This is a genomic window from Actinospineispora acaciae DSM 45401 (assembly GCF_000620785.1).
In the GTDB taxonomy this organism is placed as follows: Bacteria; Actinomycetota; Actinomycetes; order Mycobacteriales; family Pseudonocardiaceae; genus Pseudonocardia; species Pseudonocardia acaciae.
On the sequence record NZ_JIAI01000012.1, the window covers coordinates 79,986 to 94,498 of the forward strand.

General features: G+C 72.7%; 20 protein-coding genes. 9 read left to right on the top strand and 11 right to left on the bottom strand.

Annotated features, from left to right (window positions below; genetic code table 11):
* The first annotated feature begins 18 nt into the window (after nucleotides 1-18).
* Together N912_RS0137255 and N912_RS0137260 are read left to right on the top strand one after the other, a co-directional pair.
* Complete coding sequence (locus N912_RS0137255) at nucleotides 19-405, top strand: nuclear transport factor 2 family protein (protein WP_028926420.1); 387 nt, start codon at nucleotides 19-21, stop codon at nucleotides 403-405.
* The gene (locus N912_RS0137260) at nucleotides 405-1,376 is read left to right on the top strand and encodes an aldo/keto reductase (RefSeq protein ID WP_028926421.1); all 972 of its coding nucleotides are present in this window, start codon (nucleotides 405-407) and stop codon (nucleotides 1,374-1,376) included. The genes N912_RS0137255 and N912_RS0137260 overlap by 1 nt, the downstream gene beginning before the upstream one ends.
* A gap of 45 nt (nucleotides 1,377-1,421) precedes the next feature.
* Here N912_RS0137260 and N912_RS0137265 read toward each other — a convergent pair whose 3' ends face one another.
* Nucleotides 1,422-2,312, bottom strand: coding sequence for a LysR family transcriptional regulator (locus N912_RS0137265; RefSeq protein ID WP_028926422.1), 891 nt, complete (start codon nucleotides 2,310-2,312; stop codon nucleotides 1,422-1,424).
* A gap of 25 nt (nucleotides 2,313-2,337) precedes the next feature.
* The gene (locus tag N912_RS0137270; protein WP_028926423.1) at nucleotides 2,338-3,207 is read right to left on the bottom strand and encodes an ABC transporter substrate-binding protein; all 870 of its coding nucleotides are present in this window, start codon (nucleotides 3,205-3,207) and stop codon (nucleotides 2,338-2,340) included.
* Nucleotides 3,208-3,327: 120 nt separating this feature from the next.
* Here N912_RS0137270 and ndk point away from each other — a divergent pair, with 120 nt between their 5' ends.
* On the top strand, nucleotides 3,328-3,738 hold the full coding sequence (gene ndk, locus N912_RS0137275) for a nucleoside-diphosphate kinase (protein ID WP_028926424.1): 411 nt from the start codon (nucleotides 3,328-3,330) through the stop codon (nucleotides 3,736-3,738).
* Here ndk and N912_RS0137280 read toward each other — a convergent pair.
* On the bottom strand, nucleotides 3,713-4,666 hold the full coding sequence (locus N912_RS0137280; RefSeq protein WP_051581347.1) for a sigma-70 family RNA polymerase sigma factor: 954 nt from the start codon (nucleotides 4,664-4,666) through the stop codon (nucleotides 3,713-3,715). The genes ndk and N912_RS0137280 overlap by 26 nt on opposite strands.
* Before the next feature lie 71 nt (nucleotides 4,667-4,737).
* Here N912_RS0137280 and N912_RS0137285 point away from each other — a divergent pair, with 71 nt between their 5' ends.
* Nucleotides 4,738-5,163, top strand: coding sequence for a YybH family protein (locus tag N912_RS0137285; protein ID WP_028926426.1), 426 nt, complete (start codon nucleotides 4,738-4,740; stop codon nucleotides 5,161-5,163).
* Here N912_RS0137285 and N912_RS0137290 read toward each other — a convergent pair.
* Complete coding sequence (locus tag N912_RS0137290; RefSeq protein ID WP_028926427.1) at nucleotides 5,134-5,781, bottom strand: peroxiredoxin-like family protein; 648 nt, start codon at nucleotides 5,779-5,781, stop codon at nucleotides 5,134-5,136. The genes N912_RS0137285 and N912_RS0137290 overlap by 30 nt on opposite strands.
* 106 nt (nucleotides 5,782-5,887) lie before the next feature.
* Between N912_RS0137290 and N912_RS0137295 the strand changes: the two genes are divergently transcribed.
* Nucleotides 5,888-6,475, top strand: a complete 588-nt coding sequence (locus tag N912_RS0137295; RefSeq protein WP_028926428.1) for a TetR/AcrR family transcriptional regulator — start codon at nucleotides 5,888-5,890, stop codon at nucleotides 6,473-6,475.
* A 12-nt stretch (nucleotides 6,476-6,487) separates the two neighbouring features.
* Nucleotides 6,488-7,039, top strand: a complete 552-nt coding sequence (locus N912_RS0137300; protein ID WP_028926429.1) for a GrpB family protein — start codon at nucleotides 6,488-6,490, stop codon at nucleotides 7,037-7,039.
* On the opposite strand, the gene N912_RS0137305 is transcribed toward N912_RS0137300, so the two are convergent.
* Both N912_RS0137305 and N912_RS0137310 read right to left on the bottom strand, forming a co-directional pair.
* The gene (locus N912_RS0137305) at nucleotides 7,010-8,164 is read right to left on the bottom strand and encodes a hypothetical protein (protein ID WP_156994279.1); all 1,155 of its coding nucleotides are present in this window, start codon (nucleotides 8,162-8,164) and stop codon (nucleotides 7,010-7,012) included. The two genes, N912_RS0137300 and N912_RS0137305, sit on opposite strands and share 30 nt — an antisense overlap.
* Before the next feature lie 31 nt (nucleotides 8,165-8,195).
* A complete protein-coding gene (locus N912_RS0137310) occupies nucleotides 8,196-8,678 on the bottom strand; it encodes an SRPBCC family protein (RefSeq protein WP_028926431.1) in 483 nt (160 codons plus the stop codon).
* 80 nt (nucleotides 8,679-8,758) lie between these two features.
* On the opposite strand from N912_RS0137310, the gene N912_RS0137315 reads away from it, so the two are divergent.
* Complete coding sequence (locus N912_RS0137315; protein WP_028926432.1) at nucleotides 8,759-9,805, top strand: sigma-70 family RNA polymerase sigma factor; 1,047 nt, start codon at nucleotides 8,759-8,761, stop codon at nucleotides 9,803-9,805.
* Here the strand turns inward: N912_RS0137315 and N912_RS0137320 are convergent.
* A complete protein-coding gene (locus N912_RS0137320; protein ID WP_051581348.1) occupies nucleotides 9,763-10,407 on the bottom strand; it encodes a TetR/AcrR family transcriptional regulator in 645 nt (214 codons plus the stop codon). The genes N912_RS0137315 and N912_RS0137320 overlap by 43 nt on opposite strands.
* A 44-nt stretch (nucleotides 10,408-10,451) precedes the next feature.
* Between N912_RS0137320 and N912_RS0137325 the strand changes: the two genes are divergently transcribed.
* Nucleotides 10,452-11,360 (top strand): metal-dependent hydrolase, encoded by a 909-nt coding sequence (locus N912_RS0137325; RefSeq protein ID WP_425415366.1) that lies wholly within the window; start codon nucleotides 10,452-10,454, stop codon nucleotides 11,358-11,360.
* 50 nt (nucleotides 11,361-11,410) lie between these two features.
* Here N912_RS0137325 and N912_RS0137330 read toward each other — a convergent pair whose 3' ends face one another.
* The 4 genes from N912_RS0137330 to N912_RS62735 are packed head-to-tail and all read right to left on the bottom strand — an operon-like array spanning nucleotide 11,411 to nucleotide 13,981.
* Entirely contained in the window at nucleotides 11,411-12,472 is a 1,062-nt protein-coding gene (locus N912_RS0137330) for an MBL fold metallo-hydrolase (RefSeq protein ID WP_028926435.1), read from the bottom strand.
* Between the two features lie 9 nt (nucleotides 12,473-12,481).
* A complete protein-coding gene (locus N912_RS0137335; RefSeq protein WP_211261534.1) occupies nucleotides 12,482-13,426 on the bottom strand; it encodes a nitrilase-related carbon-nitrogen hydrolase in 945 nt (314 codons plus the stop codon).
* Nucleotides 13,427-13,436: 10 nt separating this feature from the next.
* Nucleotides 13,437-13,760, bottom strand: a complete 324-nt coding sequence (locus N912_RS0137340; protein WP_028926437.1) for a hypothetical protein — start codon at nucleotides 13,758-13,760, stop codon at nucleotides 13,437-13,439.
* Entirely contained in the window at nucleotides 13,757-13,981 is a 225-nt protein-coding gene (locus N912_RS62735) for a hypothetical protein (protein ID WP_211261535.1), read from the bottom strand. Before N912_RS62735 ends, N912_RS0137340 begins: the two co-directional genes overlap by 4 nt.
* Nucleotides 13,982-14,124: 143 nt before the next feature.
* On the opposite strand from N912_RS62735, the gene N912_RS0137350 reads away from it, so the two are divergent.
* Entirely contained in the window at nucleotides 14,125-14,496 is a 372-nt protein-coding gene (locus tag N912_RS0137350; RefSeq protein WP_028926439.1) for an ester cyclase, read from the top strand.
* Nucleotides 14,497-14,513: the final 17 nt, after the last annotated feature.

The window sequence follows — 14,513 nt, forward strand, 5'->3', positions numbered from 1 at the left end:
ATGAGGAGGAGCTGTTTAGTGACCGCCGCGACGCGTGACCTGTTCGAGCGCTACCACTCGTGCTGGGCGGACCGAGACCCGGACCGGATCGCCGAGCTTCACACCGCTGACTCGATCTTTCACCTGCATCTGGACCAGGAGCCGGCGCGCGGGCGCATCGCGATCCGCGAGGCGGCCGCGGCGGCGTTCGCGCGTATCCCCGATCTGACGTTCGAGCTGGTCTCGTTGCGGGTCGGCGAGGACTTCTGGGTTGTCCAGTGGACGTTGACGGGGACGTCCGCGGCCGGCGCCGCATTCGAGGTCGATCTTGCCGACTTCGTCCTCGTCGAGGACGGCGCGGTCAAGGAGAAGCACTCGTACGTCGACGGGGTGGCGATGAGCGCCGCGATGGCGCCCGCCGGCTGATGCGTACTCGTACCCTGGGGCCGCGCCTCGACGTGTCCGCGCTCGGCCTCGGCTGCATGGGCATGACCTGGGCCTACGGTGCCACCGACGACGACCGCGAGGAAGCCGTCGCCACCATCCGCCGGGCGTTGGACCTCGGCGTCACGCTGCTCGACACCGCCGACGTCTACGGCCCGCACACCAACGAGCGGCTGGTCGGCGAGGCGATCGCCGGCCGCCGCGACGAGGTCGTGCTGGCCACCAAGTTCGGCATCGTCCGGCCCGTCGGCACCACACCCGACCAGGCGGTCGCCAACACCACGATCAACGGGCGCCCGGAGTACGTCAAGGCGGCCTGCGACGCCTCACTGGCGCGCCTCGGCGTGGACCACATCGACCTCTACTACCAGCACCGCGCCGACCCGGATACGCCCATCGAGGAGACGGTCGGCGCGATGAGCGAGCTCGTCGCGGCCGGCAAGGTGCGCTTCCTGGGGCTGTCCGAGGCGGACCCGGAGACGATCCGCCGCGCGCACGCCGTACACCCGATCGCCGCGCTGCAGAGCGAGTACTCGCTGTGGTCGCGGGAGGTCGAGGACGCCGTGCTCCCAACCGTCCGCGAGCTGGGCATCGGGTTCGTGCCGTACGCGCCGCTCGGCCGAGGCTTCCTGTCCGGCACCATCAGGTCGCCCGACGACCTGGCCCCGGGCGACTACCGCCGCTCCTCCCCGCGTTTCATGGGCGAGAACTTCCAGCGCAACCTCGACCTGGTCGCCACCGTCGAACGCCTGGCCGCCGCCAAGCGGCTCACCCCGTCACAGCTCGCGCTCGCCTGGGTCCTCTCCCACGGCGAGGACATCGTCCCGATCCCCGGCACGCGCCGCCGCTCCCGGCTGGAGGAGAACATCGCCGCCGCCGACGTCGAACTGACCCCCGACGAGCTCGCCCACATCGCCGCCGCCCTACCCCAACCCGCCGGCACCCGCTACTGACCGGGACCCGTGAGTGGTTAGCGTTGTCATAGCAACGCTAACCACTCACGGGTTGTGCGCCACGGTGCGGATGCGGTCGGCCAGCGAGCGCACCGCGGGGGTGGGGCGCTCGCCTCGGCGGTGTACGAGGCCGACCTGGACCACGGGCATCGGGCGGTCCAGGCGCAGCGGGCGCAGCGACTCGGGGTCGTCGGTCGCGTAGGGCGGCTGGAACATGCCGAGCACGCCCATCCCGGCCCGGGCGGCGAGCACCCGCGCCTGCATGCCCTCGACCTCCAGCCGGGCGTCGGTGGCGCCGAGGCCGACCTCGCGCAGCACCTTCTCGTAGTGCACCCACTCCACGTCGTTGAGCGGCGCGGTGATCAGCCCGGCCTGGGAGACCTCGTCCACGGTCACCGTGGACGACCGCGCGAGCGGGTGCGAACCGGCCACCAGCAGGCGGAACTCGGCGCCGTGCAGCGGCTCGAAGCGCACCCCGCTCGGCACCTGCCAGCCGATCGCGTACGCCAGGTCGAGGCGGTGGTCGAGCACCTGCTCGGCCAGCCGGACGCTGTGCCCGAACCGCACCGACGCCAGCACGCCCGGATGCGCCGCCCGGTAGGGCACGAGCACCCGCTCGAAGAAGAACGGCTGCTCGAACGCGATGCTCGCGCCCAGCGAGACCTGGCCGTCCTGGCCGGAGCGGATGCTGCGCAGGAGTTGACGCTCGTCGCGCAGCATCCGCACGGCCCGGCGGTACGCCTGCTCCCCGGCCGGGGTGAGCCGGACCTCGCGGTGCTCGTAGCGCACCAGCGAGGTGCCAAGCTGGCGTTCCAGGCTGTGCACGTGGAACGACACGGTGGCCTGGCTCAGGCCCAGGTGCGCGGCGGCCGCCGAGTAGCCGTGGCGGTCCACCACCGTGACGAACACCCGGAGCTTGAAGAGGTCGAGTCCCACCGCGCCCCCCGCTGCCGAGCCCGGCTCACGTCAGCACGGACTCCTCGTAGCGTGCCAGCGCGGGGTCGGCGCCGTCGAGAAGGTCCCAGTCGCGCATCCAGCCCTGGGTGCGCTCGAACATGTCCCGGGTGTACGCCTGGCCGACCACCCGCTCGCCGGGGCCGAACCGCCGCACGTCGACCAGTGTGAGCAGGTCCTCGGGCATCTCGCGGGCCCAGTGCCGGGTGTAGCGGTGCGGCTCCAGGTCGATCTCCCGCTGGGCGCGCAGCAACGCGGCGAAGTAGCGCTCCACGTCGGTCAGGTCGGCCCGCGAGGACAGCAGGAAGCCCATCACGAACGTGGTGTCCACCAGCTTGCGGTAGCCGAGCTGTTCGAGCAGGTAGGCCGGCGCGCCCCAGACGTTGACCGCCGGGGCGGTGCCGGCGAGCAGTTGGCGCGCCCTGTCGAACGGGCGGCCGATGAACCCGAGCGTGATCTGCTCGCGGCTCAGGAACGGCTCCAGCGCCTGCAGCGCGGAGTAGTGGCTGCCGGAGTGGTAGCCCACGCCCACCTCGACGCCGGCCAGGTCCGCCGGCTCCCGGTACGGCGAGTCCGCCGCCACGAAGATCGACGACGGGCACACCGAGTAGGCCTTGCCGTACATCTTCCCGTGCGAACTGGACGAGGCCGCGTTCACCGCCCAGTGGCACGCGCAGGAGACGTCCGAGGCGCGTCCGGCGGCCATGTCCTCGAACGCGCCGCTGCGCACCCGCAGCGGGGCGCCGGCCTCGGAGATCACCGAGCCGCCCGCGAACCCGGCGTCGAACTCGTACTCCAGGCCCTCCTCGCCGAACAGCCCGAGCTCCTCGGCCACCCACTCGTGCAACCTGACGTGCGGCTGTACCCGAAACACCATTGTCCGCTCCCTCCGCTTGAGCACCGTGACCTGCGATGACGCTATGGCCGCCGGGGTGCGCGGACAACGCAGCCGGGTCGATACGGCCATCGAGAAACTCGATCGATAGGCTCACCGTCCGTGAGCGAGCGGACGTTGGTACTGGTGAAGCCCGACGGCGTGCAGCGCCGGCTGGTGGGCGAGGTGATCTCCCGGATCGAGCGCAAGGGGCTCGATCTGGTCGCGTTGCGGTTGCGGACCGTGGACCGTGAGCTGGCCAGCCAGCACTACGCCGAACACGACGGCAAGCCGTTCTTCAACTCCCTGCTGGAGTTCATCACGTCCGGCCCGCTGGTGGCCGCGGTGGTGGAGGGGCCGCGCGCGATCGCGGCGTTCCGGCAGCTCGCCGGCGGCACGGACCCGGTGGAGAAGGCCATGCCCGGCAGCATCCGGGGCGACTTCGGGCTGGAGACGCAGTTCAACCTGGTGCACGGCTCGGACTCGCCGGAGTCGGCGTCCCGGGAGATCAAGCTCTGGTTCCCGGAGCTGTAAGCCCGAACCGGGTGAGGTCGGCGGTGAGGAAGGCGGTCACCTCGGCGACGCGTCCGCCCCGGACGGTCAGCACGTCGAGGCCGCCGGGCAGGTAGCGCCGCTCGCCGTCGTCCCACCGGTAGGTGCCGAAGGCGAGCTGGCCGTTCGCCGTGGTGGGCAGGAACCGCCAGCGCACCCGCATCGGGCCTCGGAGCAGGAAGGCGCGGATGTCGTCCTTGCCGGCGTACCACTCCGGCACCGGCGGCATCGAGTAGCGCGCGTCGTCGGTGAGCATGGCAACGATCGCGTCGACGTCACCCGCATGCCAGGCCTCGCTCCAGCGCCTGACGATCTCGCCGACCGCCTCGTCGCCCAGCTCGCGCAGCACCGCCCGCTGGGTCTGCGACGCCGAGCCGATCGCCGCCCGGGCGCGCTGCAGGGCGCTGTTCACCGACGCGGTGGACGTGTCGAGCTGCTCGGCCACCTCGCGCGCCGAGAAGCCGAGCACCTCACGCAGGATCAACACCGCGCGATGGGTCGCGGTCAGCCGTTGCAACGCCGCGACGAACGCCAGCTCGACGCCCTCTCGGGCCAGGTATCCCGACTCGGCCGAGGGGTAGGGCTCCAGCCAGCTGACCTCGGCTGTGGGCGTGCCGGGGGCGAGGTCCACCGGCAGCTCCCGGCGGCCACGCCGTTCGAGCGCGGTGAGGCAGCGGTTGGTCGCGATCCGGTAGAGCCAGGCGCGGACGAATCCTCGTTCGTCCAGTCCGCCGATGCCGCGCCAGGCGCGGACCAGGCTCTCCTGCACGGCGTCCTCGGCGTCGTGCAGCGAGCCGAGCATCCGGTAGCAGTGCGCCAGCAGCTCGCCCCGGTACGGCGCGACCAGCCGCTCGAACGCCCCGGCGTCCCCGGACCGGGCGGCGTCGAGCAGCTCGGCCGGCGCTGTCACGAACCCACTATGGCACCGCGCGATGAGTTCACCCGCCGGCCGGGGTTCCACCGCCGAGAACAGGAGGAACCATGACCGACGAACAGCACATCCGTGACCTGATCGCGCGGTGGGCGAACGCCGTCCACGCCGGCGACATGCCCACCGTGCTCGCCGACCACGCGCCCGACATCGTCATGTTCGACGTGCCGCCGCCCGAGCGCGGCGTGCGCGGCATCGAGGCGTACCGCGAGACCTGGCCGGGGTTCTTCGAGTGGCAGGCGGGCGGCGCGGTGTTCGAGATCGAGTCGCTCGACGTCACGGCCGGTGCGGACGTCGCGTTCGCGTGGGCGTTGCTGCGCTGCGGCATGCCCTCGGAGCTCGAACGCGACCCCGAGCAGCGGCTGCGGCTGACCCTCGGCCTGCGCAGGGACGGCGACCGGTGGGTGGTGACCCACGAGCACCACTCGTTCGCCGACCGGAGCGCGCTACCGGAGGTCGCGCAGGGCGGCCAGTAGGTCGGCGGGCTCGGCGCGGACCGTGTAGTCGGTCTCGACGAACGCCCACCGGATCACGCCGGCGGTGTCGATCACGTAGCTGGCCGGCAGCGGCAGGGTGCGGGCGTGGCCGCCGTTGACGCGTTGCAGGTCGAACCCGAACGTGTCGTACAGCCCGCCCAGCTCGTCGGACAGGTCGAACGCGATCCCGAACTGCTTGGCCACGTCCGAGCCGACGTCGCGGAGCACGTCGAACGTGAGCCGCTCCCGCTCGGCCAGCGACAGCGACTCGTCGGGGACCTGCGGCGAGACGGCCACCAGCCGCGCGCCGAGGGCGGCGATCGCGTCGTGGTGCTGCTGCAGCGCGCGCAGCTCGAGGTTGCAGTACGGGCACCAGGCGCCCCGGTAGAACGTCAGCACCACCGGCCCCTCCGCCAGCAGGCCGTCCAGGGTGACCTCCCGCCCGTCGGCCGAGGGCAGGGCGAAGCGGGGAGCCCGCGCGCCGACCCCGAGCGCGCGGCCCGCGATGCCGGACTCGGCAAGCTCGCGCGCGCCCCGTTCCATGATCGCGCGTACGTCCTCGGGGCCGTGCCGCCGAAAGTTCTCGTGCACCGCGCGCAGCTCGTCGTTCAGGCCCATGGTGGCCGTCCTTCCTTCTGGGAACGTTCGTTTCAGGATGCTGGCCGGCGGCAGGGTGCGTCAAGGGTTATCTTGGACTCATCGTTTCAAGAACCCGAGGGACGTCATGGCCGACATCAAGCACTTCGACCCGGACCGGGCGCTGGAGCGGGCCGAGCGGTTGTTCTGGCAGCACGGCTCGGCCACCACGTCGATCCAGGCCGTCACCGAGGCGACCGGCCTCAACCGCTCCAGCCTGTACGCCACGTTCGGCGGCAAGCGCGAGCTGTACCTCGCCGCGCTGCGCCGCTACCTGAGCCACCGCGCCCGGCCGGCGTTCGCGGGGCTCGCGGCGGACGGGCGCGGGCTGGCGGCCGTGCGGGACTTCTTCGCCGGGCTGATCGAGGTGCGCTGCGCGGGCGGATTCGCCGGCTGGGGCTGCATGGTCGTCAACGCCCACACCGGCCCCGAGCGCGCCGACCCCGAGGTCCGCGCGCTGCTCGACGAGCACCACGTCGAGCTGCGGGACGCGCTGCGCGCCGCGCTCGACACGGCCGGGCGCCTCGGCCAGCTCGCCGAGGGCACTTCAACCGAGGCCGTGGCCGAGGTGCTCGCGCTGCTCGCCTACGGGGTGAACCTGCGCTCGCGCGCCGGGGCCGACGCCGACACGCTGCGCGCCACGGTCGCCGCCGCCCTTGCCCCGCTCGCCGTCTGAGAGGCTGGCGATGTGTTCGAGCTGATCGGCGGCCGGGAGAAGCGAGAGATCCGCATCGTGGAGTACGACCCGGGGTGGCCGGGGCGGTTCGGGCGCGAACGCGAGCGGATCGCCACGGCGCTCGGGCCGGTGGCGCGCCGCATCGACCACATCGGCTCGACGTCGGTGCCCGGGCTGATGGCCAAGCCGATCGTGGACATCCAGGTCAGCGTGCCGGACGTGGAGGACGAGCCGAGCTACCTGCCCGGGCTGCTCGCGGTGGGGTACCGGCACCGGGTCCGCGAGCCCGGCCATCGGATGGTGCGAACCCCCGAGCGGGACGTGCACGTGCACGTCTGCGACGCCGGCGGCGAGTGGGAGTGGCGGCACCTGCTGCTGCGGGACTGGCTGCGCCGTGAGCCGGCCGACCGGGACGCCTACCAGCGGCTCAAGCGTGAGCTGGCCCGCCGGGACTGGGCGGACATGAACGACTACGCCGACGCCAAGGGGCCGTTGATCGCCGAGATGACCGACCGGGCCGAGGCGTGGGCGCGCTCATCCGGCTGGACTCCGGGCGGCGCGTGAGCCGAGCGCGGCCGTCCCCTGCGCGGCGGCCAGGGCGAGCGCCCCGAGCGCGACCAGCGCCCAGGCCGGGTAGTTCGGCACCTGCTCGACCCGTTCGCAGTGGGCCGTGGGGTCCGGAGGCGCCGAGGGGTCGGGTACGCGGGGGTCGCCGGGGAAGGGCGGGTCCGGGCGCAACGGCGGGTCCGGGAGCGGCGCGTTGCGCGGTAACGGGATGGGATCGGGGAAACCCGGGTGCGTGCCAGGGAACTCGGGCATGGGCGTGCCCGGAACGGCCGGCGGCCGCGCTCGGGGCGGCCTGTGCTCTGCGCACCTAGACGCAACGGCGGAGTGTTGCGCATGCGTACGCAGAGCAAAGCCCTCCCGGACACTGAGGAGCAGGCCGCCGCCCACCGCCAGACCGGCCAGCGCGGTCAGGGCGACCACGGTGGTTCCGCGTGTCCAGGACCGCCGCCGCAGGCTTCCCCGTGCGACGCCGGCCAGCACCGGCGGAGCCACGGCCGCGAACAGCCCGAGGACGCCCAGCGAGGTCAGCGCCGAGGACGCCGAGACGCGCCAGTCGCCCTGGTCGCCCCAGCTCGTCGGGGTCAGCGGCCGAGGGTCGTCCCCGGCCGGCCGCTCCGCCGGACGCTCCGCCGGGCCGCCGGGCACGCACCAGGCCTCGTACCGGCATGCCTGGCCGCTGGCCGGCCCGGACGTGCCGGGCGCCGCGGCGATCGGCAGTAGCCCGAGGAACGTGCCGGCCACCACCGCCACGCTCGCCACCGCGATGATCACGCCGTTGTACCGCCGCGCAACGCGCGCGCCCGTATCCGTGACCCCCCGCACCGCCCCGGCCGCCGACCGCCGCCCACCGGCGTCCGAGACTCCCACCCGGACCCGAACCCCGGCGAACGTGACGGCCACCGCCCCGGCGATCACGGCGGCGCCGAGCACCGTCAGCCCCCAGGCGCCGTACGGCAGCCACCCCGCCGCGGCCAGGCAGTTGGGCTCGGCCGAGGGAAGGAACCCGTTGCCGCAGGTCCCGTCCGCGACGGAGACCCCGCCGGCCGGGAGCAACCCCAGGAACGCGCCCAGCGCGACGACGAGCACCGAACCCGTGACCACACCGGCACGCGCACGCCTCATGTGAGGCGTATCGCCGCCACCCCGAGCGGCGCTACCGGACGCGCGAGCCGGCGATCTCTCCCAGGTGCGCGAGCGAGTTGCGCAGGTGGTCTGGGCCGAACGGCGGGAACTGGATGTGCTCGCGGATGAACGGCGGCACCGCCGACCAGTCGTAGGACAGCGTCACCTCGGTGGCGGACTCGCCGGCCGGGGCCAGGTCGTAGCGCCAGAACCAGCCGCCGAACCCCAGCTCGCCGTCGGCGTTGTACTGGCCCGGCTCCCAGGAGATCGCGCGCGGCGGGTCGAACACCCGGACCTGGTTGGCCATCTCGTAGTCCTTGTCCGGGTGGTTGTCGTGGTACATGGCCATCCGGAAGACCTGGCCGCCCCCGGTCAGGGGCGCGCCGTCGCGGGACTCGCGGACCCAGCCGGTGCCGTCGATGGCGGGGTGGGTCGTCGGGTCCGCGAGCACCGCGAACACGGTCTCGGCGGGGGCGTTGATGGTGGCGGTCGCGCTCAGGGTCTCGTCCGGCATGCTGTGTTATCCAATCCGTCCCGGGTGCTTTCCAGGTATGACCGAGGCGGGCGGCAAAACTCATCGCGGGGAGGCGGCGGGTGGACGACGAGGTGGTGGCGGCCGCGCGGGCGGGTGACGAGGCGGCGTTCACCGAGCTGGTGGCGCGCCACCGGGCCGAGCTGCGGGTGCACTGCTACCGGATGCTGGGTTCGTTCGACGACGCCGAGGACCTGCTGCAGGAGACGTTCCTGCGCGCCTGGAAGAACCTGGGCGGGTTCCAGGGCCGCTCGTCGGTGCGCGCCTGGCTGTACCGGATCGCCACGAACGCCTGCCTGGACGCGCTGGACGGCCGCGCCCGCCGCGTCTTGCCGCACCACCTGACCGGGCCGTCGGACGCCGAGGTGTACCTGCCGCCGCGCCCCGAGATCCCGTGGCTGCAGCCGTTCCCGGACCGGCTGGTCGAGCCGGACGAGGCGGCGGTGAACCGGGAGACGATCGAGCTGGCGTTCCTGGCCGCCATCCAACACCTGCCGCCGCGCCAGCGCGCCGTGCTGATCCTGCGCGACGTGCTGGGCTGGCCGGCCAGGCAGGCCGCCGAGCTGCTCGACGCCAGCGTGGCGTCGACCAACAGCGCGCTGCAGCGGGCCCGCGCGACGCTGCGCGAGCACCTGCCCGAGCGCCGGCTGGACTGGGCGCCGTCGAGCGCGCCCACCGAGAGCGAGCGGGCGCTGCTGCGCCGGTACATGCAGGCCATGGAGCTGTCCGACGCCAACGCGGTCGCGGCGCTGCTCGCCGAGGACGTCCGGGCCACCATGCCGGCGTACCCGATGTGGCACCTCGGCAGGGACACCGTCCTGGCGGCCCTGACGAAGAGCTGGGACACCGCCTCCCCGAGCTACGTCGGCGAGCTGCGGATGGTGCCGGTCGGGGCGAACCTGCAGCCGGCGGCCGCGGCGTACCTGCGCGGGCCGGGCGAGGCCGGGTTCCGCGCGCTCGCCATCGAGGTGCTGCGCATCGAGGACGGCCGGATCGCGGAGCTGACCGCCTTCTGCGACGCCGGCCTGTTCGCGGCGTTCGACCTGCCGGTGGAGCTGCCGGTGTCTCAGGCCGGCGGGCGCAGCGAGGCCACTAGCGGCCTGAGGTAGAGCTCCACCAGCCGGCGCTGCCCGTCCGGGGAGTCCACCGGGAGCACCGTCTCCGGGGTGATCACCAGCGAGATCACCGTGCGGACCAGCAGCTCGCAGAGCATGTCGATGTCCTGGTCGGGCAGCGCCAGGCGGCCGGCGGCGACCTCGGCGCGGACGTGGCGGGCGATCCAGCTCCGGGCGGCCGTGACCACCGCGCCGGCCCGGGTGGTCAGGTGCGGCAGGATCAGCTCCGGCTCGGTGCGCAGCAGCCGGGTGAGCAGCCGGTGCCCGCGCAGGAAGCCCAGGCAGAACAGCAGGCCCTCGACCAGCTTGGCCTCCGGCGTGGGCTGCGCGTCGATCACCGCGTCCGCCCTGGTCAGGAACCGGCGCAGCTCGCGCATCAGCAGCGCGTTCATGAGCTGGTCCTTCTTCGGGAAGTACCGGTAGATCGTCACCCGGGACAGGCCCACCCGGCGGGCCACGTCGTCCATGGTGAACCGGCGCAACCCGAAGTCCTCGGCCTGCTGGTACGCCGCGCTCAGGATGCGGTCGGCAGTCTGGTCGTCGTCCGGAAGCTCCGAGGCGATCGCGCGCAGCAGCAGGTCATCGCCGGATCGCACGTCCGGGAGCTTAACAGCCGTTACGTCTTGACGATGTTTGTTACATGCGTTTAGGTGTTTGCTGTGTCGACGAGGAGGCCGACGACCGGGAGGACGGCATGACAGCGGGCCAGGCAACCCCGAAACGCAACGTCCGTACCCGCCGCATCGCGTTCAGCTACCCGCCGGGCACCCTGGACCGCCACTACGTGCAGGGCGACCTGGTGATGAGCCACATCGTGGCCGTGCTCTCGGCGCTGTTCCCGGAGGGGGAGGACTTCTTCATCCGCTCGGTGCGCCGCTACTCCGACCGGATCACCGACCCGGAGCTGAAGTCACAGGTCGCCGGCTTCATCGGGCAGGAGGTCACGCACGGGCGCGAGCACCGTGCCCTGAACGACCGGCTGCGCCAGATGGGCTACCCGACGCGCATGGTCGACCGTTTCACCCACTACCTGCTGGCCGATCACGGCATCACCTCCGGCCGGTTCCGGCTGGCGGTGACCGCCGCGCTGGAGCACTACACGGCGACCATCGCCGAGTGCCTGCTGACCAAGCCGGAGGCGCAGGAGCTGCTCGGCGAGACCGAGGTGCGCTCGGTGCTGCTGTGGCACGCGCTGGAGGAGTCCGAGCACAAGGCCGTCGCGTTCGAGGTCTACCGCGCGATCGGCGGCACCGAGCGGCAGCGGATCGCGGTGATGCGCCTGGTCAACGCGCTGTTCATCCCGATCGTGCTGATCTTGACGACGATCTCCCTGGCCGGCGACAGGTCCGCGTACAACCCCGTCCGCCTCGTCCGGAGCCTGGCCCGGCTCCGCCACTCGCCGTTCCTGACCCGCGAGATGGTCGCTCACGTCCGCGCCTACAACCGCCCCGGTTTCCACCCCGACGACTTCGACGCCACCGCCCTCCTGGAGCGCTGGAAGGCCGAGCTCTTCGGCAAGGACGGCCGCCTCACCGACCACCTGAAGTAAACCCGCTGCTCAGAACCCGTGAGTGATTAGCGGTGCCATAGCACCGCTAATCACTCACGGGTGGTGACCAGGGAAAACGTGGTGCCGCTGCTGCCCTGGGTCCAGGCGTGGGGGAGGGCGGCGGCCAGGGCGTGTTGCGCGCGCCAGCCGGTGCAGTGTCCGGGGACGAGCAGGTCGGGCGCGAGGTCGGCGAGCGCGGCCACGGTGGGCGGGATGATCGGCTCGAACGCGGCGCCGCCGAGGTGCAGGCCGCCGAGCAGGGCGTGCAGGCGGTCGACGCCGGTCAGGCGGGCGGCGTTGCGGACGATGTTGACCGCGCCGGCGTGGCCGCAGCCGGTGAGCACCACCAGGCCTCGGTCGCGGACGTGCACGACCAGCGCCTGGTCGTCGATCACGAGCGGGTCGTGCTCCCACGCCGTCCCGGACCAGGCCTGGTGCGGCGGGGGCATGCCGTGCTCGAACTCGGTGGTGCGGTCCACCTCGCCGGTGATCAGCACGCAGCCGTCCACCAGCAGCGACGGCTCCCGCCGTTCGATCACCTCGAAGCCCTCGCCGGCCAGCGCGCGCGGGCTCAGGGTCGGCAGGTCGAAGACGTCCTGGCCGGGTATGGCGAGCCGGCGGCGGGTCCACGCCCCGGGGTGCACGACCATCGGCATCCGCCGCGCGCCCAGCCGCCCGGCCAGCCCGGCCAGCCCGCCGGCGTGGTCGAAGTGACCGTGGCTGAGGACGACGGCCTGGATGGCGGACAGGTCGACGCCGAGCCGGTCGGCGTTGGTCACCATCGCGTCCGGGGACAGCCCGGTGTCGAACAGCAGCGTGGTCTCGGTGTCGCCGCGGCGGACGGTGACCAGCGCGGCGAACCCGTGCTCGGCGAGCAGCCCGGACGTGGTCTTGCCGCCGTCGAACTGCGGCGCGGCGACCACACCGGTGCCGAAGCCCGGTCGCCGCGTCCGCTCGTCGCCGGTGAGCAGCGCGTCGAAGACGTTGTCCACCAGGGTGGTGATCCGCACCTCGTCCACCGGTTCCAGCGCGATCGGGTCGACCGCGGGTCCCGGGGCCGGGCGTGGTGCCGAGGCCATGGCTTCGTGCCGGTCACCGGCTCCGTCGCACATGCGGGCAGCCTACGGGGGTTCGGGGGCGAAGCGGGCGGCGCGTGGGTCGCGCTCGGTGCCGAACCTGTGGGTGAGCACGCCGTAGAGCTCGGGGCGGCGTCCGGCCAGCCAGCGCCGGCCGGTGGACAGCGCGAGCAGGTCCAGGTCGAGGTCGGCGAGCACCATGGTGTCCTCGGCGGCCCAGGTCTCGGCCAGGATCCGCCCGTACGGGTCGAGGACCATCGCGTTGCCGGTGCGCACCTCGTCGTCGTCCCGCCCGACGCCGTTGCTGAAGATCACGAACAGCCCGTTGTCGTGCGCCCGGGAGGGCAGCCAGCGCATCAGCCAGCCTCGGCCGTTCGGCCCCCGGAACGCCTCCTCGACCGCCGCCGGGTCGCGGTGGCGGGCGTCCCAGAGCGCGTGCGGGATCGGGCGCATGCCGTGCGGGCTGCGGGACGCGGTGCCGCCGGTCTGGTGCGGGGCGATCAGCACCTCGGCGCCCAACAGCGCGCTGGCCCGCACGTTCTCGACCAGGTTGTTGTCCCAGCAGATCAGGATGGCCATCCGGGCGCCCCACGGCGTGTCGAACACCGTGAACGCCTCGCCGCTGTCGATCGCCTCGTGCTCGAACGCGTGCAGCTTGCGGTGCACGTGCCTGCTCCCGTCCGGCAGGCACACCGCGTAGGAGTTGAACAACCGCTCGCCCGCGCTCTCCAGGAAGCCGGCGCCCACCCCGACGCCGTGCCGGGCGGCCAGTTCGGCGACCGCGGTCACCAGCGGGCCGTCCGCCGGTTCGGCCAGCTCGCGCAGCCGGTCCGCGCCGTGGCGGCGCAGGTGCCAGTACCCGAGCAGGCACATCTCCGGGCACACCACCAGCCGCGCGCCCGCCTCGGCGCCCGCGCGCACGAAGTGCGCCACCCGGTCCAGGTTGTAGCGCGTGTCGTCGGCCCGGTGCTCGAACTGCACCGCCGCCACGCGCATCCGGCTAGCTGTCAACCAGCTCTGCCGGGCGTATCGAGCTGACGGCCTGTTCCACGGCGGCCTCCCACCCCGGGGTCGCCCCGCCGATGTGGTGCACGGCCGAACGCACCGCGATGAGTGCCGCGCGCAGCGCGGACGGCGGGTCGGAGGCCGCCACGACCGCGCAGACGTCCACGGTGTGCTGGTCGAAGTTCACCGCCACGTCGGGGTCGATCAGGTTGGGCTCGACCTGGAGGGCGTCCATCATCGCGTCGCCGTGCCGGTCCAGGTCGTCGCGGCCCGCGTCGGGCGAGGTGTAGGTGACTTCGACGTAGTAGCGCTCGGTCACGGCTCTCCCTCCTTCCAGCACGTGTTGCGTCTCAACCATCCTGTCAGGTTCTTGAGGTAGGAGGAACTTGATGGGGTGAGGTGCACCCACTTCTGGTGGGTGCCACACGGGCATAACGCCTTGAAGTACTTGCGCCCCTTCTCCACATCCCAGCCGGCGGACTCCAACGCGCACAGCAGGCGCTCGATGTCCTTGTCCGGGTGCTTCGGGCGCCGCGTCATCGGACTCCCTCCGAGGGGGTGATCGCGTGCGGCGCGACGCTACTCGCCTCGCGGTGGTCTCCGGGGCGGATCGGGTCACAAACGTCCAAGCCACGGAGGCCGTCCGGTGCCTACCCTCGTTATAACGACGAGAGGAGGCGGGCATGCCGCGCGAACGGTACGGGCGCTGGTTGGACGAGCTGTGGAACGGCGACCTCGACGGGCTGGAGGAGATCGCGGCGCGGGTGGTGACGCCGGACTTCGTGGGCCACTGGCCGATGCGGCCCGGCTTCGTGCACGGGCCCGACGAGCTGGCGAAGGTGATCCGCCAGGGGCGACAGATGTTCGACGAGCTGAGCTTCGACACCGAGGTCGGGCCGCTGGCGGACGGTGACCTGGTGGCCGCCCGGTGGGTGGCCAGGGGACGGGTGAACGGCAAGGACGTGGAGTTCCGAGGGCACGACATCCTGAAGGTGTCCGGCGAGCGGTTCGGCGAGTACTGGGTGCTCAGCGAGGACATCTCCGGGGAGCTGTGACGCAAGTCGTTGGCGTT

What these genes read in the sequence shown, in the direction of transcription:
- N912_RS0137260 (WP_028926421.1), top strand. Translation starts at nt 405, where the DNA reads ATGCGTACTCGTACCCTGGGGCCGCGCCTCGACGTGTCCGCGCTCGGC.
- N912_RS0137270 (WP_028926423.1), bottom strand. Translation starts at nt 3,207, where the DNA reads ATGGTGTTTCGGGTACAGCCGCACGTCAGGTTGCACGAGTGGGTGGCC.
- N912_RS0137285 (WP_028926426.1), top strand. Translation starts at nt 4,738, where the DNA reads ATGACCGACGAACAGCACATCCGTGACCTGATCGCGCGGTGGGCGAAC.
- N912_RS0137290 (WP_028926427.1), bottom strand. Translation starts at nt 5,781, where the DNA reads ATGGGCCTGAACGACGAGCTGCGCGCGGTGCACGAGAACTTTCGGCGG.
- N912_RS0137295 (WP_028926428.1), top strand. Translation starts at nt 5,888, where the DNA reads ATGGCCGACATCAAGCACTTCGACCCGGACCGGGCGCTGGAGCGGGCC.
- N912_RS0137305 (WP_156994279.1), bottom strand. Translation starts at nt 8,164, where the DNA reads ATGAGGCGTGCGCGTGCCGGTGTGGTCACGGGTTCGGTGCTCGTCGTC.
- N912_RS0137310 (WP_028926431.1), bottom strand. Translation starts at nt 8,678, where the DNA reads ATGCCGGACGAGACCCTGAGCGCGACCGCCACCATCAACGCCCCCGCC.
- N912_RS0137325 (WP_425415366.1), top strand. Translation starts at nt 10,452, where the DNA reads ATGCGTTTAGGTGTTTGCTGTGTCGACGAGGAGGCCGACGACCGGGAG.
- N912_RS0137330 (WP_028926435.1), bottom strand. Translation starts at nt 12,472, where the DNA reads ATGTGCGACGGAGCCGGTGACCGGCACGAAGCCATGGCCTCGGCACCA.
- N912_RS62735 (WP_211261535.1), bottom strand. Translation starts at nt 13,981, where the DNA reads ATGACGCGGCGCCCGAAGCACCCGGACAAGGACATCGAGCGCCTGCTG.
- N912_RS0137350 (WP_028926439.1), top strand. Translation starts at nt 14,125, where the DNA reads ATGCCGCGCGAACGGTACGGGCGCTGGTTGGACGAGCTGTGGAACGGC.